This window comes from Helicobacter bilis ATCC 51630 (assembly GCF_000686565.1).
Taxonomy (GTDB): domain Bacteria; phylum Campylobacterota; class Campylobacteria; order Campylobacterales; family Helicobacteraceae; genus Helicobacter_A; species Helicobacter_A bilis.
Genome location: NZ_JMKW01000041.1, coordinates 1 through 19817, shown reverse-complemented (window position 1 = coordinate 19817; position 19817 = coordinate 1). Strand labels below are relative to the sequence as shown.

At 34.7% G+C, this 19817-nt stretch carries 24 protein-coding genes and 2 tRNA genes; 21 read left to right on the top strand and 5 right to left on the bottom strand.

The genetic code is table 11. The annotated features are described in order from the left end of the window. From T368_RS13655 to T368_RS0108300, 3 genes are all read left to right on the top strand, one after another. A partial coding sequence (locus T368_RS13655) for an AAA family ATPase (protein WP_248646237.1) occupies positions 1-934 on the top strand: 934 nt, incomplete at its 5' end. 22 nt (positions 935-956) lie between these two features. Beyond that, complete coding sequence (locus T368_RS0108305; RefSeq protein ID WP_004087789.1) at positions 957-1544, top strand: HAD family hydrolase; 588 nt, start codon at positions 957-959, stop codon at positions 1542-1544. Positions 1545-1553: 9 nt separating this feature from the next. Continuing rightward, positions 1554-2576 (top strand): SAM-dependent methyltransferase, encoded by a 1023-nt coding sequence (locus T368_RS0108300; protein ID WP_004087790.1) that lies wholly within the window; start codon positions 1554-1556, stop codon positions 2574-2576. A 116-nt stretch (positions 2577-2692) separates the two neighbouring features. On the opposite strand, the gene T368_RS0108295 is transcribed toward T368_RS0108300, so the two are convergent. Beyond that, positions 2693-2768, bottom strand: a tRNA-Val gene (locus tag T368_RS0108295). A 245-nt stretch (positions 2769-3013) separates the two neighbouring features. After that, positions 3014-3090, bottom strand: a tRNA-Arg gene (locus T368_RS0108290). 268 nt (positions 3091-3358) lie between these two features. Between T368_RS0108290 and T368_RS0108285 the strand changes: the two genes are divergently transcribed. The 3 genes from T368_RS0108285 to T368_RS0108275 all read left to right on the top strand — a co-directional run bounded on the left by T368_RS0108285 (position 3359) and on the right by T368_RS0108275 (position 7398). Then, positions 3359-5827, top strand: coding sequence for a TonB-dependent receptor (locus tag T368_RS0108285; protein ID WP_004087791.1), 2469 nt, complete (start codon positions 3359-3361; stop codon positions 5825-5827). A gap of 132 nt (positions 5828-5959) precedes the next feature. Further along, positions 5960-6532: a YceI family protein gene (locus T368_RS0108280; protein ID WP_004087792.1), complete on the top strand. Its 573-nt coding sequence runs from the start codon at positions 5960-5962 to the stop codon at positions 6530-6532. 143 nt (positions 6533-6675) lie between these two features. Then, complete coding sequence (locus T368_RS0108275) at positions 6676-7398, top strand: CoA-binding protein (RefSeq protein ID WP_004087793.1); 723 nt, start codon at positions 6676-6678, stop codon at positions 7396-7398. Between the two features lie 353 nt (positions 7399-7751). On the opposite strand, the gene ffh is transcribed toward T368_RS0108275, so the two are convergent. Continuing rightward, positions 7752-9083 (bottom strand): signal recognition particle protein, encoded by a 1332-nt coding sequence (ffh, locus tag T368_RS0108270; protein WP_004087794.1) that lies wholly within the window; start codon positions 9081-9083, stop codon positions 7752-7754. Positions 9084-9186: 103 nt separating this feature from the next. Here ffh and ubiE point away from each other — a divergent pair, with 103 nt between their 5' ends. Together ubiE and recO are read left to right on the top strand one after the other, a co-directional pair. Beyond that, a complete protein-coding gene (ubiE, locus tag T368_RS0108265; RefSeq protein ID WP_004087795.1) occupies positions 9187-9972 on the top strand; it encodes a bifunctional demethylmenaquinone methyltransferase/2-methoxy-6-polyprenyl-1,4-benzoquinol methylase UbiE in 786 nt (261 codons plus the stop codon). Further along, complete coding sequence (gene recO / locus T368_RS0108260) at positions 9973-10590, top strand: recombination protein RecO (RefSeq protein WP_004087797.1); 618 nt, start codon at positions 9973-9975, stop codon at positions 10588-10590. 13 nt (positions 10591-10603) lie between these two features. Here the strand turns inward: recO and T368_RS0108255 are convergent, their stop codons facing one another. Next, complete coding sequence (locus T368_RS0108255) at positions 10604-11296, bottom strand: hypothetical protein (RefSeq protein WP_230455647.1); 693 nt, start codon at positions 11294-11296, stop codon at positions 10604-10606. A gap of 178 nt (positions 11297-11474) precedes the next feature. On the opposite strand from T368_RS0108255, the gene T368_RS0108250 reads away from it, so the two are divergent. From T368_RS0108250 to T368_RS0108195, 12 genes are all read left to right on the top strand, one after another. Further along, complete coding sequence (locus tag T368_RS0108250) at positions 11475-11900, top strand: universal stress protein (protein ID WP_004087801.1); 426 nt, start codon at positions 11475-11477, stop codon at positions 11898-11900. 155 nt (positions 11901-12055) lie between these two features. After that, complete coding sequence (locus tag T368_RS0108245) at positions 12056-13354, top strand: MiaB/RimO family radical SAM methylthiotransferase (protein WP_004087802.1); 1299 nt, start codon at positions 12056-12058, stop codon at positions 13352-13354. Between the two features lie 3 nt (positions 13355-13357). After that, a complete protein-coding gene (locus T368_RS17315) occupies positions 13358-14101 on the top strand; it encodes a RuvX/YqgF family protein (protein ID WP_004087803.1) in 744 nt (247 codons plus the stop codon). A 128-nt stretch (positions 14102-14229) separates the two neighbouring features. Then, a complete protein-coding gene (locus tag T368_RS0108235) occupies positions 14230-14454 on the top strand; it encodes a hypothetical protein (protein ID WP_004087805.1) in 225 nt (74 codons plus the stop codon). A 65-nt stretch (positions 14455-14519) separates the two neighbouring features. Then, on the top strand, positions 14520-15050 hold the full coding sequence (locus tag T368_RS0108230) for a hypothetical protein (RefSeq protein WP_004087806.1): 531 nt from the start codon (positions 14520-14522) through the stop codon (positions 15048-15050). A 283-nt stretch (positions 15051-15333) separates the two neighbouring features. Beyond that, positions 15334-16311, top strand: coding sequence for a 16S rRNA (cytosine(1402)-N(4))-methyltransferase RsmH (gene rsmH / locus T368_RS0108225; RefSeq protein ID WP_004087807.1), 978 nt, complete (start codon positions 15334-15336; stop codon positions 16309-16311). A gap of 424 nt (positions 16312-16735) precedes the next feature. After that, complete coding sequence (locus tag T368_RS17185) at positions 16736-16858, top strand: hypothetical protein (protein ID WP_268902586.1); 123 nt, start codon at positions 16736-16738, stop codon at positions 16856-16858. Between the two features lie 126 nt (positions 16859-16984). Then, entirely contained in the window at positions 16985-17326 is a 342-nt protein-coding gene (locus T368_RS0108215; RefSeq protein ID WP_004087809.1) for a DUF7768 domain-containing protein, read from the top strand. A gap of 2 nt (positions 17327-17328) precedes the next feature. Next, a complete protein-coding gene (locus T368_RS0108210) occupies positions 17329-17811 on the top strand; it encodes a host-nuclease inhibitor Gam family protein (protein ID WP_004087810.1) in 483 nt (160 codons plus the stop codon). Positions 17812-17813: 2 nt separating this feature from the next. Further along, positions 17814-17972, top strand: coding sequence for a hypothetical protein (locus tag T368_RS16165; protein ID WP_004087811.1), 159 nt, complete (start codon positions 17814-17816; stop codon positions 17970-17972). A 96-nt stretch (positions 17973-18068) separates the two neighbouring features. Then, on the top strand, positions 18069-18584 hold the full coding sequence (locus T368_RS0108200; RefSeq protein ID WP_004087812.1) for a hypothetical protein: 516 nt from the start codon (positions 18069-18071) through the stop codon (positions 18582-18584). Further along, positions 18559-19050, top strand: coding sequence for a phage protein GemA/Gp16 family protein (locus tag T368_RS0108195; protein ID WP_004087813.1), 492 nt, complete (start codon positions 18559-18561; stop codon positions 19048-19050). Before T368_RS0108200 ends, T368_RS0108195 begins: the two co-directional genes overlap by 26 nt. Positions 19051-19111: 61 nt before the next feature. On the opposite strand, the gene T368_RS0108190 is transcribed toward T368_RS0108195, so the two are convergent. Further along, positions 19112-19339, bottom strand: coding sequence for a hypothetical protein (locus T368_RS0108190; RefSeq protein ID WP_027338424.1), 228 nt, complete (start codon positions 19337-19339; stop codon positions 19112-19114). Between the two features lie 138 nt (positions 19340-19477). Between T368_RS0108190 and T368_RS13645 the strand changes: the two genes are divergently transcribed. Next, positions 19478-19817, top strand: a 340-nt coding sequence (locus tag T368_RS13645; RefSeq protein WP_034595197.1) for a phosphoadenosine phosphosulfate reductase domain-containing protein, incomplete at its 3' end; no start/stop codon positions are given.

The following is a 19817-nucleotide window of genomic DNA, read 5'->3' as shown; positions in this document are numbered from 1 at the left end:
GAGCTACAAAAATCGTATAGAATCCATTATAAAAGAGTTAAATCAAGGTGTGTATGAAAAAGACCAAGCTATAAAGCTTGTATTGCTTTCATTTCTAAGTGGTAAATCAGCCTTTTTGTATGGACCGCCCGGCACAGCAAAGAGTCTTATTGCAAGGCGAGTGGCATTAGCCTTTGATATGGAAACTAAAAATCAAAACAAAAGCCCAAGTAATGATGAAGGCTATATAAGCACGAATAATTTTAAAAATTTAGATTCTAAAAAAGCAGATTCTAACACTTTCTTTGCTTATTTAATGAATCGCTTCAGCACACCAGAAGAAATCTTTGGTCCAATCGACATAGCAGAGTTAAAGAAAAATCGCCTTACACGAAGCACACAAGGCTATCTATCCACAGCACATTTTGCGTTTTTAGATGAGATATGGAAAAGTTCTCCAGCCATTCTAAACACGCTTTTAACAATCATTAATGAAAAGATCTATCGCGATGGCAATATGGATATAAAAGTCCCATTAAAAGGGCTAGTATGTGCGAGTAATGAATTCCCTATGCAAAATCAAGGGCTAGAAGCCTTATATGATAGGCTTGTTATCCGCTTAAGCGTATTGCCTATAGAGCAAAAGTCTAGCTTTGAAGCCCTGCTAGATGAAGATATTGTAGAAATAGAGGTTACAAATCCCATCACCACACAAGAATTACAAGACATCACGCAAAAAGCAAAAAAGATAAAATTCTCACAAGAAGCAAAAGAAGCCATGCACTTCCTTAAAGCAAGTATAGAATCTTATAATAAATCATTGCGCTTAAGAAATCTAGCGCAAGACAATATAGAATCTAGCAAAGAATCTAAAATGTCTTTCACCCATAATTCTAAAAACAATTTTGCTATACTACTTGTTTTGTTTTGTAATATTTCTTATCTTTATATTTAATTTCACAATAAAGGGATTACTTTTGGATATAGCATTTTTTGATTTTGATGGGACCATAACGCGTGGGGATTCTTTTCAACTATTTTTGCGTTTTGTATTAGGAAAAAGATTCTATATAAAAATGTTAGAAAATTTGCCTACTTTGATAGGCTACAAGCTTGGCTTGATAGATAATAGCAGGGCAAAAGAGAGAGTGCTAAAGTCTTGTTTTAAGGGCATGGAAAAAGATAAATTAGATAAATATTGCACTGACTTTGTGAGCGATTTGGAATCTTTTTGTAAAGATTCTGCCCTGCAAAAAATGCAATGGCATAAGGAAAATAATCATGTTGTAGTGCTTGTGTCTGCTAGCTTTGAAGAGTATCTGCGTCCTTTATGTAAAACTTTTGATATTCATCTACTTGCCACTACAATGGAGGTAAAAGATGGTAAGATTACAGGCAATTTCGCCCAGCCAAACTGCTATGGACCAGAGAAAGAAAGACGCATTAAAGAAAACTATGACCTTACACAATATGAAAGAATCTATGTCTATGGCGATACTAGGGGGGATAGAGAAATGTTAGCCCTAGCAAGTCCAAATCTCGCATTTTTTCGCGTGTTTCATTAAGGGCTTGTGATGACTTCTAATAAGTTAGCATTTAGCGAGATTATGCGCGAGTGGCTCTATAATCCAAATACAGGCTATTACACGCAAAATCATGTGGGAAAAGCGGGGGATTTTTACACTTCTGTGAGTGTGTCAAAGTTTTTTGGTGGGGCGATTAGCCGCTATATTTTGAGAATGCTTGATGAAAAAAGGCTTACTTTGCCACTTCACATTGTGGAAATAGGGAGTAATAATGGCGATTTAATCGCTGATATTGCAGAGTTTTTAAAGGCATTTAGTAATATAGTTTTCATACAAACTAGCTTTTGTGTGATAGAGCCACTAGTTTGCTTACACACACAACAGATGGCGACTTTTCAAGCAAGGATTACTGCAAGATTTGCTAAGCAACTACATATTTATAATAACTTGCAAATGCTAAAAGATACGCAACCAAACAATGTATTTTTCATATCTAATGAATTGTTTGATAGCATGCCTTGCGATATTTTTCATAATAATAACATGCTATATTTTCATAATAATAATTTTACATGGGATAAGCCAAGCAGTGAGATAAGTGAATTTATGGAAAAGTATGATATAAAAAGTGCTGAAATCCCACTCATTTGGGAATCTTTTATACAAAATCTCTGCAATTTGCCATGTAAATGGATATTTCTCACATTTGATTATGGCGATTTTTTGGCACGAGAAATGAATATACGAATGTATATGCAGCACAAGGTTTATAATCTCTATGAAGAATTGCAAAATGATAGATTAGCCCAGTTTATAGGCAAAAGCGATATTACTTATGACATAGATTTTAGCTTGTTAAAAAAGATATTGGAAAATAATAATGCTAAAGTTTTATGTAATGTTACGCAGTCAAAATTTTTAATTGAATCTTGTGAGATATTAGATATTTTTGAAAGTTTTTCTACGCATTTTAGCACAATCCAGCTAAGCAAACAAAGAGCAAGTTTGCAAGGCTTAATCGCTCCAAACGCCATGGGCGAACGCTTTAGGGCTTTGGTATGTGGGGTGTAGACTCTAAAAAGTTATATGTTATTGCATTAAAAACATTTCTTTATCCAAAGAGATTGTCTCATCAATTAAGAATAAGTGTTGTTAAGATAGGTGTAGATACAATCAAATTTAGAAAATGGTGGTTGCGACTGGACTCGAACCAGCGACCCCTACCATGTCAAGGTAGTGCTCTACCAACTGAGCTACGCTACCACCCAATAAATTTAAGGCGATATGTGTAAGCGTTAATTTCATCATAAACATTAAGTTCCCATTCTACTAGATCACAACAAGATTCTGAAATCGTAGTCAAAAAAAAACATTGTATTAAATAGTCATTTCTAACCACATTAATACAATATCAGGGGATTTAATATCATGTCGCCATATCTTTAATGATGTATAATACTACAAACAGAAAACATAAAGCATCTTGATAAAATTTTAACTTAAAGGAGTGGCGTGCTCGGAGGGATTCAAACCCCCGACCTACAGGACCGCAACCTGTTGCTCTATTCAGCTGAGCTACGAGCACAATTAGCTTGTGATTATATAGAAAAAAATATAAAAAATAGCTTAATAGTTTAAAATTTTAAAGAATATTTATAAAGAATTAAATTTAGGTCAATATTTTATTATGTCAAGATATATTATTTCATAACTTATTTTGGGTTAGATTCTAGTTATAATGACAATATTTTACACATCGAATAATAAATCCGCTAACGAATAAATAATACTAATATTAATAAAATAATACTAAAATAATATTTTTTTAATTTTATTAATAAAGGTAAGGCTCTATGTTTTCTTACACCTATGTATATACACAAGATAACAAAGAAAATGCTTTTTTTACGCAGTTTAACCCTAAAGCTATCACAGCAAAAAATAATGATGATACACTATTTTTCTCATATTCTTCAAGGCTAGATGTTACTCAAGCAGATTTTGCTAAAGAATATTTTACTAAGAAGAGATTTAATAAAAAGTCTCTTTATATAAGTATATTTTGTGCCTATACCCTACTTTTTATGGAAGCTTTATTTGCAGATAGCCTAGATATTATGGATAATACGACTTCAAAAGATTCTAATACAAAGCATTATCAAGCAAAAGCGGCAACCGTTACTGCAACAAGAATCCCAACGACAATCGATGAAGCCCCCGGCAATGTCAGTATAATAGATAAGGAATCTATAAAAGTGCGACCAAATAGTAAGATTAGCGACACTTTGCGTGGTATAGAGGGTTTGCGTCAAAGCAAAAGTCGCGGCATGGATACATTTGATGGGGTTACTATTCGGGGTATTAGTAGTGGGGCTATGATTATGCTTGATGGTGTGATTCTAAATGATATGGATAATAATACAAAAATGATAACCGCGATGAATGCCGATGATTTAGAGCAAGTGGAAGTGATACGCGGTCCATTCTCAAATCTCTATGGTAGCGGGGCGTTGAGTGGGGCTATAAACTTTGTTACCGCTATGCCTAATAAGTTTGAGTTGAGGGCAAATATAGGCTATGGGAATCCCTTCGTGCCAAATACCGCTCAAGAGAATCTCGTGCGTGGCTATCTCTCAATCGGTGATACCTTTTTTGATAATAAGCTAAAGCTTAAAGCAAGCTATGGCTTCACCACCACAGATGGCTACGCAGCAGATAGTGCGTGGGTGTATAAAGGCGATACCATTCTTAATAATGGCGTAACAGGTGGCATACCAAGTAAGAATCCACAAGGCACAGATATTGTAATAATAGGTGATATGGGAAAGCAGAAATATCAAACACATGACTTGAAATTTAAAGCTCAATATGATTTGACAGAATCTATTACGCTAGATTCTGGACTTATGTTTAACTACTATGGCTATACACATGAAGACCATACGACTTTTTTGCGTAAGAATGGAGAAGAATATTGGGGAGATAATAACAATACTTGTAGTAATTGTGGAAGTCGCCCCATGCCTATGTATGCTGGACGCGGCATAGGGCAAGAGAGATTTGCTCAAAATATCTTTTATGTAGGATATAAGCAATACTTTGATGATATATTGCTTAGTGCGAGATACTCACGCATTGATGGCTGGAGAGATTTTAATAATCCAGATGGCGGGGCAAGTGGTGAAACAAACGCAAATACTACGCTTACAGGTGGGGCAGGCTCACAAACTAAAGATAGATTCCAAACAAATAATTTAGACATCTTTACAAATATCCCTATCTTTGATATGGGACAGAATCTACTTATAGGATTTCAGGCAAGACAGCTAAGTATGGACGAGTCTGTCTTTAACCTTAATGATTGGACAAATTATTCTAGCAATGGCAGCAACTATGTCAATACCAAAGAGAAAAAAGGCGGAAAAAGCCTTATGAGTGGTCTTTTTATAGAATTACGAAGTGATTGGAATGAGTATTTAAGCACGACTTTGGGCTTACGATATGACTACTGGCTAGGATATGACTACTATACAAAAACTAACTCGCAAGTAACAAATAACTCAAAGCATAAGATCTCGCCAAAAGCAACACTCAATTACTACATAAATGATACAAGCACACTAAAAGCTTCTGTTGGACAAGGATTTCGCGCACCAACGCTTAGCCAAATGTTTAGCACATATAAAACAAATAATGGTGTCACAACCATTGGGAATCCAAATCTAAAACCAGAGAGTGCCACAAGCTTTGATATAGGCTTTGAACAAAAGCTTAGTTTTTCTCAATATCAAGGCTTAGTAAAAGCATATTATTTTAATACTTTTATGAGTGATGTTATCTATAATCATTTAGAGGGTAATACTAATTACTTAAAAAATGGTGGATTAGCCCTTATTAATGGCTTAGAGCTATCCTACAAACAGAATCTCCCCTATAATCTCTCACTACTTTTTACCTACACCTTTACAAATTCAGACATGCTAAGAAATCCAGCGGATAAAAGCATAGAAGGTAAAAAACTCACAGGCATACCAGAGCATTTAGGTTACGCACAGATTGCCTATGATGATTCTGTATTTTTTGGAAGTTTTGGTATTGAAATGATGAGTAAGCCTTTTAGCAGAGCGGATAATAAGGATACAATCGGTGGTGTATATAGTGCGACTGATAGCTATGTGCTAGGTGATGTGAGAGTTGGCTATAGATTCTTAAAGCATTATGAAGTAGCCTTTAATGCGACAAATATTTTTAATCAAAAGTATTTTAGCTATTATAGAGCCCCCGGTGCTGCATTCTTTATACAAGCTGGTGCTACTTTTTAATAACATTTTGGCGTATTTGTAACGAATTTTAGAATCTAGTATTGAAGCGATATTGTTTCTTTATCTTATTTACTTTATAGGAATATAATCATTCCTAGTCTCAAAGACTGAATAATATTAAAAGGATTATGTATGAGAAAAATTGTGCTTAGTGCTATTGTGGCAAGTTCATTGGCTATTGTTGGTATGCAGGCTGCTCCATATAAGATTGATGTGAGTCATTCAGCGATTAACTTTAAGATTGGACATATGGTTGTAGCAAATGTGAATGGAAATTTTGCGAAATTTAGCGGTAATGTGGATATTGATCCAAAGACAAAAACGCTAACAAAGCTTGATGGAGAAATCGACATTACTTCTATCAATACAAGAGATGAGGAAAGAGATGGGCATTTGTTGGGTGATGCTTACTTTGATGCAGGGACATATCCAAAAGGCACACTTAAAGCGACAAAAATCACAAAGGCTAAAAATGGCATTCGCGTTGAGGCAGATTTGACACTTCGAGGTGTAACAAAAAAGGTAATTTTCACAGGTGACCTAAAAGGACCAGCACAGCATCCTATGCTTAAAAAAGAGATTTTTGGGCTTACATTACAGGCTACAATCAATCGCAAGGATTTTAATATCGGCAAAGATACTTCAGGTGCTACAATGGGTGAGAGTGTAGATATTTCTATCAACCTAGAGCTTCATCCGCAATAAATTCACATAGAATCTTAACATGCAATAAAGCACAAAGGATTATAACCAATTCCTTTGTGTGCTATCTAGCATGAGTTTTCATATAACATTTTGCCCGAGATTATTTGCTTAAAATTATATGAAAACTCATAAAAGGGGATGGTATGGATAATAAAACTACGCATTTAAGCGATGAGATAAAAAGAGAGATTCTGCAAAATGCTAAAACCATAATGATAGTAGGCTTAAGCCCAGATACAAGTAAGCCAAGCTATCATGTCGCCTCATTTCTCTTAGAAAAGGGCTATGATATAATTCCAATTTACCCAAAAGGTGGCGAGATTTTAGGCAAAAAGGCTTTCACTTCGCTTAAAGAAGCATTCATAGATATATCTAAAAAAGGTGTGAAATGCGATATTATCGACATTTTTAGAAAAAGCGAGGCATTACCCTTGGTTGTAAGTGAGATTTGTGAAATATGGGGATTAGAATCTAGCATGAAAGATTCTTGCGTTAAGCAAAGTGAAATAGCTAGAGATTTAGATTCTAATTATAACGATCAGCATTCAGTCGTTAAACTAGGGAAACTAGATTCTATAAATTTTGCACCCCAAAGCCCTGCACCCACCCAAATGGTAGAGAATCTAGACTCTAATAGTCATCATATTAAGCGTAGTGAAATATCTAATACAGAATCTAAAAAAGATTTTTCGCCTATGGCTCAAAATGACAAGATTCTAGAATCCTTTAATACAAATAACCCTTGTATATGGGTGCAACTTGGATTGCACAATACAGAAGCAGCTAAAATCGCAAGGCAACATGGAATGCTTTATGAAGAAGATAGCTGCATTAAACTAGAATATATGAGAATCTTTAGTAAATAAATTAAATACTTGTAGATTCTAGAACATTCTTTATTGGCAATATTATTTTCTTGTGTATATGTGAGTTTATCTACCTAATATAACGATTATTTATAAATGCAAAATTCACATTATTGATTTTGAGTAGTATATGCAATCACTGCGTATAGAATCCATTGATTTTCCATCTTATTTCATACCAAAAGCACATATAAAATCTTTACTTTCAAAATAATGCAAAATTATACAATATGCTTTATACCCTATTTTTTCAACATGCAAGAGTGGTATTTCTGCCACAAGTTACTAAGACTAACTAACGAAATCCCAACCCCACAAATTCTCTTGCTAAGATTCTATTAAAAGATAAAAAACTAACGCGGTATTTGATTTTGTGAAAGCATACCTAAAAGACTTTGTATTCCGCCTTTTTGGCTAAGTTTCTTTGCAAATTTACTTGCTTGGTCAAATTGCTTTAATACACGATTAATATCGCTTACTTGCAATCCGCTACCAAGTGCTATACGCTTTCGTCTTGAGCCATTTAAAAGGTCTGGGTTTTCTCTTTCTTTTGGTGTCATGGAATTTACCATTGCGCGGATTATCTTAATCTCTTCGGAGTTATCTAAATCCACATCTTTGAGTGATTTTGCCATATTACCCATGCCCGGAATCATTGACATGAGAGAGCTTACTGAACCCATCTTTTTGACATTTTCAATTTGATTTAAGAAATCTGTAAAGGTAAAAGTCCCCTTTTTAATCTTTTTATGAATATCTTTTGCTTCTTTTGGATTGATAACACTTGCTGTTTTTTCTGCAAGACTTGTTAAATCCCCTGCACCCATAAGCCTTGATACAATCCTATCAGGCATAAATAAATCAAGGTCAGCAATCTTTTCTCCCATACCCATAAAACGCAATGGAATGCCGATTTGATACGCAATGGAGAGAGCTATACCACCTTTTGAATCACTATCAAACTTACTTAAAATCACACCGCTAATACCTATCTTTTCATGGAAAGTTTGTGCCGTTCTCACACCATCTTGCCCACTTAGAGAATCTGCAACATAGAAAGTATCATGCGGATTTATCGCTTTTTTAATCTCGGCTAATTCACTCATTAAAGACTCATCAATTGCTAATCGCCCTGCCGTATCATAAATCACAACATCAAATAGCCCATCTTGTGCGTATTTCATCGCCTCTTTTGCCACACCAACAGGATTGCTAGATTCTGAGTGAAACACCTCTGTCTCAATCTGTTCTCCCAATGTTTTTAACTGCGTAACGGCGGCTAATCTCTGCAAATCACAAGGCACAAGCAAAACCTTCTTATTTCGTGCTTTTAGATAGTTTGCAAGTTTTGCACAAGTCGTTGTTTTGCCGCTACCTTGCAAACCACTCATAAGGATATTTGTCGGCGGCTTTTGTGCGTAAGTAAAGCCATAAACTCCACTCACTTCCAAAATCTCTAAAAGAGACTGACTAAGTGCGTTTAAAAAGCTGTCCCTACCGATGCCATTTGCCTTTGTTTTATCCTTTGTTTTTTGCAGAATCTCTTTAGTTGTTTTATGATATACATCATTTTTTAATAGGGCTTTTTTTAATTCATCTAGGGCTTTATCGAGTGCTTTTTCATCATCACTGAATCTAATCTTATTAATCGCCCCACGAAAGCCATTACTCAAAGTCTCAAACATATTTATCCTTTTTATAGCACATGATTTATATACAAAGCTGGAATTATAACAAAATTTTACATAAAACCAAATTATAGCTATCCAATAAACTTCATATAAAAACATGCTAAAATTACAAAAAGATTCTAAAAAGGCAAAAGTGATTATGGATAATAAACAAGGATTAAATATCAAGCAAGATTCAAAACAAGATGAAATAATAAATATGTTTAATGATATCGCAAAAACCTATGATACAACAAATCGCGTTATGAGTATGGGGATTGATATAAGTTGGCGTAAAGAGGCGTGTAAAGAAGCTTTTCAAATCCTTAATAAGCAAAAGCTAGATATAGCAGATATAGCTTGTGGCACGGGCGATATGATGCTGCATTGGGAGCAATCTAGCAAGGATTTAGGCATAGAGATAGCAAGTATTGAGGGCATTGATCCATCAAGTGGTATGCTAGACCAAGCTAGAGAAAAGATCCCGCATGGAGTGTTTAAAGTCGCACAAGCAAATAATCTGCCCTTAGAATCTTGTAGCAAAGATATTATATCCATTGCCTATGGTTTGCGTAATGTCGTGGAGAGAGAAGCAGCATTAAAGGAATTTTATAGAGTGTTGCGTCCAAATGGTGTGCTTGTGATTTTAGAATTTACCACGCCAAATAAACATAATATATTCTCAAAACTCATGCAATTTTATACAAAAAATATTTTGCCAATTGTAGGTGGGCTTATCTCTCGTAATTTTAAAGCATATCGTTATTTGCCAGATTCTATTGATAGCTTTGTTACTCGTGAGGGTTTAGAATCTGAGCTTTTAGCATGCGGTATGCAAATACTTTTTTCAAAAAGCTATAGTGCTAATGTCTCATCTCTACTCATCGCACAAAAGCAAGAGTAAATGCAAGGCTTTATCCTTAAAATCACAAAAAGCATTAGAGAAGATGTGATTGTAAAAGTGCTGACACAAGGACATTATCACACACTTTATAGATTCTATGGAGCAAGGCATAATATCCTTTATACAGGGCGAAAGATTGACTTTGAGATAGAGTATCAAGGGGTGCATATACCAAAGTTACGCAATTTGACGCATTTGCCAAAGCCCTATGAAGTTGAGTTAGATAAGGTGTATGTATGGCAGCAGTTTTGTGCTTTGCTTGATAGGCATTTACATGAAGCAAAGCAAATAGAATCTTTTTATTTTGAGTTAATGGAGCATAGCGTTACTTTATTACACAGGCAGAATGCAAGACGGCTTATTTGCAGTATGTATGCCAGTTTGCTTGAGTTTGAGGGGAGGCTTTATATGGAGGATAGTTGCTTTATGTGTGGGGCTTTGCTGCATGAGTTTGTAGCTCTTACGCGTGGATTTCTCTTTGCATGTCCTAGCTGTGTTACTACTCCCATTATTATGTCAAAGCAGCTTATGCTTGACTTTTATGAGACAAAGAGTCTTATCAATATTGATGATATAAACTGCGATAGAATCTATGAGGTTGTATTGCAGGGGTTGTAACTTAAATTCCTTGCTAATTTTTTGATAACTTCACAAGAAAACGATATATCTCACTTCCAGCACCTACTTGTATATACATATCCCCAGCTTTTAGATTCTTATATGGGATAAGTATAAAACCACCTTTAACATCATTTTTTCGTAGTGTATTTTTACGCAAATAATGTGAGATTAAAAATTTCCTTGCATTAAAAGATTCAAGTTGCATATTGTAAAAATTCGCCCTTGCAAATGAATAATCATAGAATCTATATGCCATAAAAAAGCCATTATCAAACATAAAAGGCATAGGATAGATATGGTAGGCATTCATGCTAAAAAAGGGATCACTAACCCTTAGATTTGGGGGTGTAGTCTCTATGCCATAGTCATATAGGGCTTGAGAGAGACTGAAATTAGAGCGTGATAGGGCTTGAAAGCTATATGGTTTTATAATTTTTTCATTCAATACAATGGAGATATTTTCAGTGCTAAATTGTAAAATCTCATCACTAAGATTTTCTAAAGCGACATACAATATTAAAGGCACATTATCAAATCCACCGATTGTCTCTTGTGCGATTTCTATTTGAATCTTGCTTTTTTCCTGCTTATCTTGCATGATGGCTACGCCATTATTATAGCTTGCTATCTTATCTGGCTTAACCACAAGTGAAGAACACGCCATAAAACACAAACTCACGCAACATAAAAAAACTAGTCTCATATACATAAAATTCCTTTAATTTTTTAGTGTAAATAATAGCATATTGTAATACAAGAGTGGTATAGATTATCCTATAAAATGACAGATAGCTGTATCTTATCAACAAAGTTTAGGTATAAAACTTCTTTATAAAAGTGTATAATTGCAGTTATTTTGAGTTATTAAAAAAGGAGTTTCTATGGCAGATGCAATAAGGATTCTATTTGGTGTGAGTGATACAGATGAATGTCGCAAGGCTATCCCAACGATTATAAAGCTTTTTGCAAGACGCAGTGAGATTGAGCTGACACTGCTGCATGTTACACCTGAAACGATTGTTTTAGCAGAAAGTGGCATCGTGGATTATGCTTCACTAGAGCATGTGCAAGAAGAAGAGTCTCATGCGATTTTGCAAGAGTTTGCAAAAGTCTTTAATAATGAAGGCATTGCGTGTAAAAAGATTCTAAAAAATGGGAATCCTATTGATGTTGTGCTTGAGATTGCGGATCAATATGATTTGCTTGTGATTGGGGCTAGTGAGTCTTCAATTCTTCATAGAATCTTTAATTCTCATCAAAATGGCTTTATAAACTCATCACCTATACCGGTTTTAGTAGCAAAATAGCTAAACTTGATTTTGCATTAATTAGGGCAGGGTGATAAGATTCTGAGGTTATAGAATCTTGTTTGAGCGTAGGGCGATAGTAAAGAAGCATGAATTGTAGCAACATAATAAAATCAAGTTAAACGCATAAAATAAGTTAAACTTTAAGGAATATTTTGGCAAAAGTATATTTTAAAACCTTTGGTTGTAGAAGCAATCTCTACGACACACAAGTAATGATTAGCAACCTTAAAAATCACGAGATAGTGGCAAATGAGATAGAGGCAGATACCATTATCATCAACTCCTGCACGGTAACAAATAAGGCTGATAGGGAAGTGCGTGGGTATACAAGAAAGTATAGCAGTGAGGGGAAAAAGGTGCTTTTTACAGGTTGTGGGGTGAAGCACTCTGGTGAGAATCTGTTTAATAATGGGCTTGTTAATGGAGTGTTTGCACATAGTCATAAAGAGAATATTGATGACTTTTTATCAAGTGAAAATCGGGTATTTTTGCCAAAAGAGCGGGTAAATAAGCATATTGATACCACGCTTTTGCCTAGAGTTGTGGGGAAGGTTAGGGCGTTTATTAAGATTCAAGAGGGGTGTAACTTTGCGTGTAGCTATTGCATTATACCGAGTGTGCGTGGGAGTGCTAGAAGCTTTAGTGAAGCCCATATACTAGACCAAATCAAGATTTTGGAGCAAAGTGGCGTTACAGAAGTGATACTAACAGGCACAAATATCGGTAGCTATGGACTTGATACAAAGACACATATCGCTACACTTATACAAAAGATACATGATATTTCTGGTATTTTACGCATACGATTAGGCAGCCTTGAGCCAAGTCAAATTGACTCTGCTTTTTTGGAGATTCTGGAGTTAAATAAGCTAGAGAGACACTTGCATATAGCCTTGCAGCATACAAGTGAATCAATGCTAAAGATTATGAATAGAAAGAATACTTTTGAGCGTGATTTGGAGCTTTTTAATGCGATTGCAAGTAAAGGTTTTAGCTTAGGGACAGATTATATTGTAGGGCATTATGGAGAGACAAAAGAGCTATTTGATGAAGCGATATGTAATTTAGAAAAGCTACCTTTAACGCATATCCACCCATTTATTTATAGCCCTAGATTTGGCACAAAGTCAGCGAAAAATGAATTGAAATTAGCACAAGTAAAAGGCGATGTGGCAAAGGAGCGTTTGCGTAAAATCACGGCAATAGTGCAGAGAAAAAATCTAGCCTTTAGACAGAATCTTAAAAAGCCTTTAAGCGTATTAATAGAGGGCAAAAAGGCTATAAAAGAGAGAGATTCTAGCTATTTTGTGGGCTTAGATGAGTATTTTAATAAGATGATATTGCCTATTAAAGATGGCTTAGATTTAAAAGGCAAATGGGTGAGTGTCGATAAATACGAGATTGCAGGGCAGTATAATGTCGGGCTTAGCTATAGTGTGATGCAGGGTTAGTGCATGATTTTTGGTATTGACTTTGGATTAAAGCGACTTGGTGTGGCAAAAGTGGTGCAAAATATCATTATGCCTTTAGCCCCTATCATGCGGAAAAATCGCAATCAAGCAAGTAGAGATTTAGCCAACTTGCTATTAGCACATGAAAGCGATATGAGTAAAATCACGCTTGTAGTCGGTATGCCCCGTGATATGGATATAGATGATGTGGATACAGAATCTAATTTAGATATAGAATCTAATAGGGCAGGGCGACATGAAGTCATGCGAAAAAGGATTAGCCATTTTCTTAGCCTTATTGATTTTAGCGGAGAAGTGGTCTATATCGATGAGTCATATAGCAGTAAGGAAGCAAACGAGCGGCTACTTGATAGGGGATACAATAAGCGGAAAAATGCACGAAAAAATGGCGTGCTAGATAGCATTAGTGCGTGTGTGATTCTAGAGCGATATTTAGAAAAGATCAATGCTTTATCTCATAAAACAGAAGATAAGCAGAATAAGGCAGGGTGCGAGTCTATTCTTATAGAATCTAGTGATATGGAATCTAGTATGCCAGAAAATCGCGTAATAGAAAATTGTAAAGTAGAATCTAGCTTATTAGAATCTAGAGTAGTTGAAACTAGTGTGCTTGAATCTAAAGATATGGAATCTAAGCATACAGAATCTAAAAATGAAAATTGCCTTACAAAACCATTACAAACTAAAAATGCTAATAGGGTAGGGGGAAATGAGAATTTAAAATAAATAGAAGTTAGTGTTGATCAATATTTGCATGCTTATATAATATTGAGTGTAGTTTATCATTTTCTTGTTTTACTTAAGACTTTGCATTCTATTTTTGATATAATTTTGTTTTTTTATAAGGTGGATTTATGCAGGGTAAAATTCTTGGTTTAGGTGTTATCCGTGGTGATGATGGCAATAGATATTCATTTAGCTTAGATGATATTGCAAATCTAAGTGGATATAATTCACGCAATCTTGCTGGGTATCAAGTGGATTTTGAAATCGATGAAGAGAATAAGGCAAAAGATATTTTCATACTTAATAAAGCTTCATTTTGGAGTAGAATAGCACAAGATGATATAAAAGCATAAGAAGAAATTTTCTTATCGCTTTATCGCTCTATTTTTTATCGAATCTGTTTGGCTTTATATCATTTATGGAATATAAAAAGTATGGTATAGAAGGTTACAATATACTTGATATTTCAAGCATAGCGTGTTCTATTTTTACTGATTTGTTTTTGCTACTGGCTACAATCGGTTTAAATCGTGCAAGTGGCAGTAAGACATTATTGAGAAATTTTGTGATACTTTGTGTCGTAGGAATTATAGTGCGGGTTATGCCATTAAACTGGTTAATAAGTTGGTCTAAATACAATGAAACTTTAGCAATTATTGGATTTATTATATTTATATTTTTTGTTATTGCTGGACTCGTTTTTTTCTTTTTATATATACGAGAATTAGCTTTCGTTATGGAAGAGAGAGGCATTTTGTCGGCGTTTTGTATTTATTGTTTCCTTTTCCTATCGCTTTTCATAAATTTTAAAAATAGAATTATAGGCTATGAAGCCCAGATGGTAAATTGTGGTATTTTAATGTTTTTAATCTTTATAGTTTTTACCTTATTTATAAGATTCAAACAAATTCGCAAACGCACAGAAAGTGATAAAATACCTTGGTTTTGATAGATTTACAATCGTGTCATTTTTGTAAATATGGGTAAAATCCTTACGGATTATTTGAATTTTTGAAAAAGCAAAAAATCTAGCCTAGATTCTATATTTTTAGAGACTTTGCCTAAAGACTCAATATAACAATTACTAAAATCTAGAATAAAACTATCATAAAAATAGCAATATGGAATCTAAAATGATAATATTTCATTGAAATTAGTTTCTAAATATTATTCAAAGCAATTAGATTCTAAACATAAATACCTTACAATACAAACTAAAAAATGGAAAAACAATGCAAAAAAAGAACCCACCACACATTCCAGTATTGCTAGAGCATGTGCTTGATACTTTTGATAGAATCTTTCTTTCTACCCATTCACACTATATAGCAAAAAAGTCGCTCATAAAGAATAAAGAAGTGCTTATAGACTGCACGCTAGGCTTTGGTGGCATGAGTAGGGCGTTATTAGAGCGGTATCCAAACCTGCACATTATAGGCATTGATAGGGATAGCTATGCGTTGGAGTATAATAGGGAATCTATGGCAAAATTTAAGGATAGATTCCAAACTAGACACGGGGATTTTGCGACTTTACTACCACAAATCATCAAAGAGATAGAAGCAAATGGGGATCATCTTTGTGGGATCTTGGCTGATATTGGCGTGAGTTCATATCAGCTTGATTCTATTGATCGTGGTTTTAGCTTTCATTCAAGCACGCTTGATATGCGTATGGATAGGACGCAGAGTTTAGATGCGGATATGATTGTGAATACTTATAGCAAGTATGAGTTAGAAGAGATTTTTAAAAACTATGGTGAGATAAGGGAGTATAAAAAGCTAGTAAATCTCATCGTGCAAGAGCGTCAGAGGGGTAGAATAACTGCTGATAGTCTGCAAAATATCGCATTAAAACTGCATTCAAAAGCTAAAATCCACCCAGCAACGCTTATCTATCAAGCCTTAAGAATTGCTGTGAATGATGAATTAGGGCAGCTAAAAAGTCTGCTTCATTCATGTCAAAATCTACATGAAGTTTTGCTTTGTATTATCTCTTTTCACTCACTTGAAGACAGAATGATTAAGGAATCTTTTAAGCAATTTGCAAAAAGCTGTATATGCGATACCACAAGCTTTAAATGCACTTGCGGGAATAATCATGCCAAAGGATTCTCACTTTATAAAAAACCACTCATAGCAGATAGCAAAGAAATCGCACAAAACAAACGCTCTCGTAGCGCAAAACTTAGGGCTTTTTATTTTATATGAGTTATGCCTTGTAAGCTTGGTAAAAACTTGTGTTTTGTTGGGAGATTTGGAATCTTCGGGGAGTTTGTGGTTATTTTTCTATTTTAGTGAAGTTGAGATTCTATGTATTAAGTCTGTCAATCCGCCAAAATAGTGGAACTATAGTTTCTAAAACAATTTATTATATTCATGAACCAAAAAACCTCTAGCGTAGAGTGCAAACAAGGTTTAGATTCCGCAAATAGGTTTTTTTACTCAACGATCAATAAGATTTACAACAAATGTAAAGAACTTAGAGTCTAATTATCCGTACCCCATTAAAGCTAGGAATCTAATTCCCTAAACACCTTGAAATCTTAACATACTAACAAGATGGGGATTTAACTCTTTTTATTTTTACTCAACAACACTTAAAATCAATCAAAGATACTTCCGCACGGATAGTTTGAATTGTATTCAAAAAGCTAACGCATGGAATCTAGCTTTTTGCAGGGTAGAGTTTGCTATCGCTCAACATGACAAGAAAAAGGTGAACTTACAAGCAGTCAGTCAAAACAAGTTTAGTTAAAAGGATTTATATGAGTATTTTTAAGAGAATAAAGCAATATTTCTCTGATTTGTATTTCTACTATTCTGTGTTTGAGACAAACAAGAAAAAGATAAGAGAATGGGAGAAAAAGCAAAGGGAGCAGAAATGATTGTATTTGTTTGTAGTCCATATCTTGCAGTATTGCAAGGTAGAAGAAAACAAAAGGAAGCATTAAAGCAGGTATATGCTTATGCTAAGGCTGGAAGCAAGGCAGTTAAAGATATGGGTTATACACCTTTATCGCCTGTGCTTTGCTTTAGAGATGTGTTTGATGAGAGTGTTGAGAGAGATAGGGCGTTATATGGTAGCACTTGTCTTTTAAGGGTATCACAAGGCATTATGATTGTAAATACACCTTACAATAAATACTCTCATGGCATGAAAAAAGAAATAGAGTTAGCAAAACAATTAGGTTTAAGTATCTATGAGTGTGAATATAAGGAGTAAATATGAAATGTAGTAATTTTGTTGATGTTGATAATGAGTTAAAAAGGCTTTGTGAAATACTTGTAAATATTGCAGAGATTGAGGGGCAAGTAAGCCTTGCAGTCAATAAGATAAAAGAAGAGTATGCAGAAGTGATACAGAATCTAAACAATGAAGCAGAGTTTATCAAACAAGAGATTGAGAACTTTTGTGAAGCAAATAAGGCAGAGTTTGCAGATAAAAGGTCTAAAGAATTAGTCTTTGGGACTATTGGCTATCGTGTGAGTAAGAGTGTATCACTGCCAAGAAATAAGGATAAGGTAGCTGGGCTTTGTGAGAGTATTAAGAAGTTTGGCTTTAAAGATTGCATAAGCTATGAAGAAAAGCCTAATAAAGATGCTTTATGTGAGCTAGATGATACAAGTCTTGTGAAGCTTGGATTGAAAAGAGTGGTAAAAGATAATTTTAGGATTGAGCCAAAATTAGAATCATTGCAAAGGGAGTAGATATGGAAGAGATTAAACAAGAGATAGAGGCAATCATTAAGCATTTACAAGAGAGTAAAGATTGGGAGCTTAGCTTTAAGGCAGCCCTGCTTCTTTATAGCAGTGCAGATAAGCTTACACAACTCTCACAAAAACAAAAGCAAGAAACAAGTAAAGGCTAGATGATTATCCCCTAAGGTCCTAGCCTTAGGGCAAATACATGTTTTAAAGACCTTTTAAAAGGTGTTTAACAGATGTATTCAATACAAAGGCACAACATGAAGCAAAGTGATTATGATAAAAGATTACAAGACTTAGTCAGTAAGAATTATGGTGAGTTTAATATATGGGAAGAAGTATCCAAAAGAAATACTTTATTCTCTCTTGTAAAAGATTCTATGCCTAGTCTTGCTAGTGGTATTGTGCGTATTGATTTACATGATAGAGCAGAAGTTAAAAGTGTTGTAATCAACTTTGCAACAGCAGGTCATCTTAAAGAATACAGAATGAAAGAAAAAGAGATTATGGAAGTTATGCGGTCTTTATATAAAGAAAGGGGACTAAAAGACAAGCTTGTATTTCACAAGATAGAAGCAAAGGTGTTAAGGGTGGTAGCACAAGAGAGTGAAGAGAAAAAAGAAGAATTAATAGATTATATGGAAGGCACAGAAAACTTTATCAATCAAGTAGATAGAGATAAGAATCCAGCTTTATGGAGAACTTTTGAAGAAATACGCATGATTTTATTAGCTAAAAAGGAGAAATACAATGAGCAAAAAACAAGAGGGCTTTAGAAAAAACTTGCTTACAAAGATACATATACATAATCGCTATAAAGAGATTAAGGAGAATGGTTGTTGGGAAGAGTGGCTAGAGCTTCGCTATGGCTGTGATAGTGCTAGGTTTTTAAGTATTAGTGAATTAAAAGAAGTGCTAGATGTATTTAATGATAGGGTGCAAGATAGAGATTATGTGCTTAGAGATATTTGGGGTAGAGCTCAACTTGGTGTGAATAAGAATAAGTTTAGCACAAAGGCACAAAGACTAAAGATTATTGCCCTATGTAAGCAAGAGGGCTTTGATGAAAAGGGAATGTGCTCTTTTGTATATAGACAGATAAAAAAGCATATAAGCGGCTTTGCTGCTTTGTATATGCTAGAGAGAGATGAGGCGAGTAAGGTTATAGTGGGGTTAGAGAAGGTGAGTGAGTGGAGAGCGGAGAGGGAGAGATATGCAAACAATGTTGATTTCAAAGCTTAGATGTTTTTGGTGCGTTTTTCTTTTTGCGACTTTTTGTTGATTTGCAAGTGTGGATTTGTTGCTACGCAACTGCATCTTCGCTCAAGGCTCGGTCATTACCTATTAGGTAACTCCCTTCGCCTTTCACTCGAAAACAACAAAAATTCATCAAAAAGCTTAAACGCACGGGGAGTTTTGATATTTGCACGGAATCTAGCTGTTTTTGCAAAGCCTTAAAACCCTGCAAACAAAGAAAACTAGCTTTCCAAGATTTGCAAGTGTGGGTTTGCACTTTCAGTGCTGCACGCATTATGGCTTTATGAGCTTTAGCCCTAAAAATAGCTAGGAGTTACCTAATTGTGTAATGACTAGCTATTTTTAGGGCTAATCTCTTAAATGTATAATCGAGATGAAAGCTTTTAAAAATACTTTAAAGAAAGGACAATAAATGCTAACAATTGCAAATTTAAGCGGTGGTAGAGATTCCACTGCTATGGTTATAAGGTATTTAGAGTTAGGAAATAATATTGATTATATTCTATTTTGCGATACAGGTTACGAGTTTAAAGAAATGTATAAATACATTGAAAAGCTAGATTTATACTTGCAAAGAAACTTTAATAAAAGCATTACATGGCTAAATAAGGGCGGTAAAGAAAATGCAGATGATGAATATACAATATTTGAGAAATGGGCTTACGTAAAGCCTATTGAGATAGGGGAAAGGGCGACATTAAAAAGGGGGATTCCTAGATTAATAGGGCGTGATTACTGCATGAGAGAAACTA

Bases quoted from the DNA above. Each gene is read 5' to 3' on its own strand.
- T368_RS0108300 (WP_004087790.1), top strand. From the start codon at position 1,554: ATGACTTCTAATAAGTTAGCATTTAGCGAGATTATGCGCGAGTGGCTC.
- T368_RS0108285 (WP_004087791.1), top strand. From the start codon at position 3,359: ATGTTTTCTTACACCTATGTATATACACAAGATAACAAAGAAAATGCT.
- T368_RS0108280 (WP_004087792.1), top strand. From the start codon at position 5,960: ATGAGAAAAATTGTGCTTAGTGCTATTGTGGCAAGTTCATTGGCTATT.
- T368_RS0108275 (WP_004087793.1), top strand. From the start codon at position 6,676: ATGGATAATAAAACTACGCATTTAAGCGATGAGATAAAAAGAGAGATT.
- ffh (WP_004087794.1), bottom strand. From the start codon at position 9,083: ATGTTTGAGACTTTGAGTAATGGCTTTCGTGGGGCGATTAATAAGATT.
- ubiE (WP_004087795.1), top strand. From the start codon at position 9,187: ATGCTAAAATTACAAAAAGATTCTAAAAAGGCAAAAGTGATTATGGAT.
- recO (WP_004087797.1), top strand. From the start codon at position 9,973: ATGCAAGGCTTTATCCTTAAAATCACAAAAAGCATTAGAGAAGATGTG.
- T368_RS0108255 (WP_230455647.1), bottom strand. From the start codon at position 11,296: ATGAGACTAGTTTTTTTATGTTGCGTGAGTTTGTGTTTTATGGCGTGT.
- T368_RS0108250 (WP_004087801.1), top strand. From the start codon at position 11,475: ATGGCAGATGCAATAAGGATTCTATTTGGTGTGAGTGATACAGATGAA.
- T368_RS17315 (WP_004087803.1), top strand. From the start codon at position 13,358: ATGATTTTTGGTATTGACTTTGGATTAAAGCGACTTGGTGTGGCAAAA.
- T368_RS0108235 (WP_004087805.1), top strand. From the start codon at position 14,230: ATGCAGGGTAAAATTCTTGGTTTAGGTGTTATCCGTGGTGATGATGGC.
- T368_RS0108230 (WP_004087806.1), top strand. From the start codon at position 14,520: ATGGAATATAAAAAGTATGGTATAGAAGGTTACAATATACTTGATATT.
- rsmH (WP_004087807.1), top strand. From the start codon at position 15,334: ATGCAAAAAAAGAACCCACCACACATTCCAGTATTGCTAGAGCATGTG.
- T368_RS0108215 (WP_004087809.1), top strand. From the start codon at position 16,985: ATGATTGTATTTGTTTGTAGTCCATATCTTGCAGTATTGCAAGGTAGA.
- T368_RS0108210 (WP_004087810.1), top strand. From the start codon at position 17,329: ATGAAATGTAGTAATTTTGTTGATGTTGATAATGAGTTAAAAAGGCTT.
- T368_RS16165 (WP_004087811.1), top strand. From the start codon at position 17,814: ATGGAAGAGATTAAACAAGAGATAGAGGCAATCATTAAGCATTTACAA.
- T368_RS0108200 (WP_004087812.1), top strand. From the start codon at position 18,069: ATGAAGCAAAGTGATTATGATAAAAGATTACAAGACTTAGTCAGTAAG.
- T368_RS0108195 (WP_004087813.1), top strand. From the start codon at position 18,559: ATGAGCAAAAAACAAGAGGGCTTTAGAAAAAACTTGCTTACAAAGATA.
- T368_RS0108190 (WP_027338424.1), bottom strand. From the start codon at position 19,339: ATGCGTGCAGCACTGAAAGTGCAAACCCACACTTGCAAATCTTGGAAA.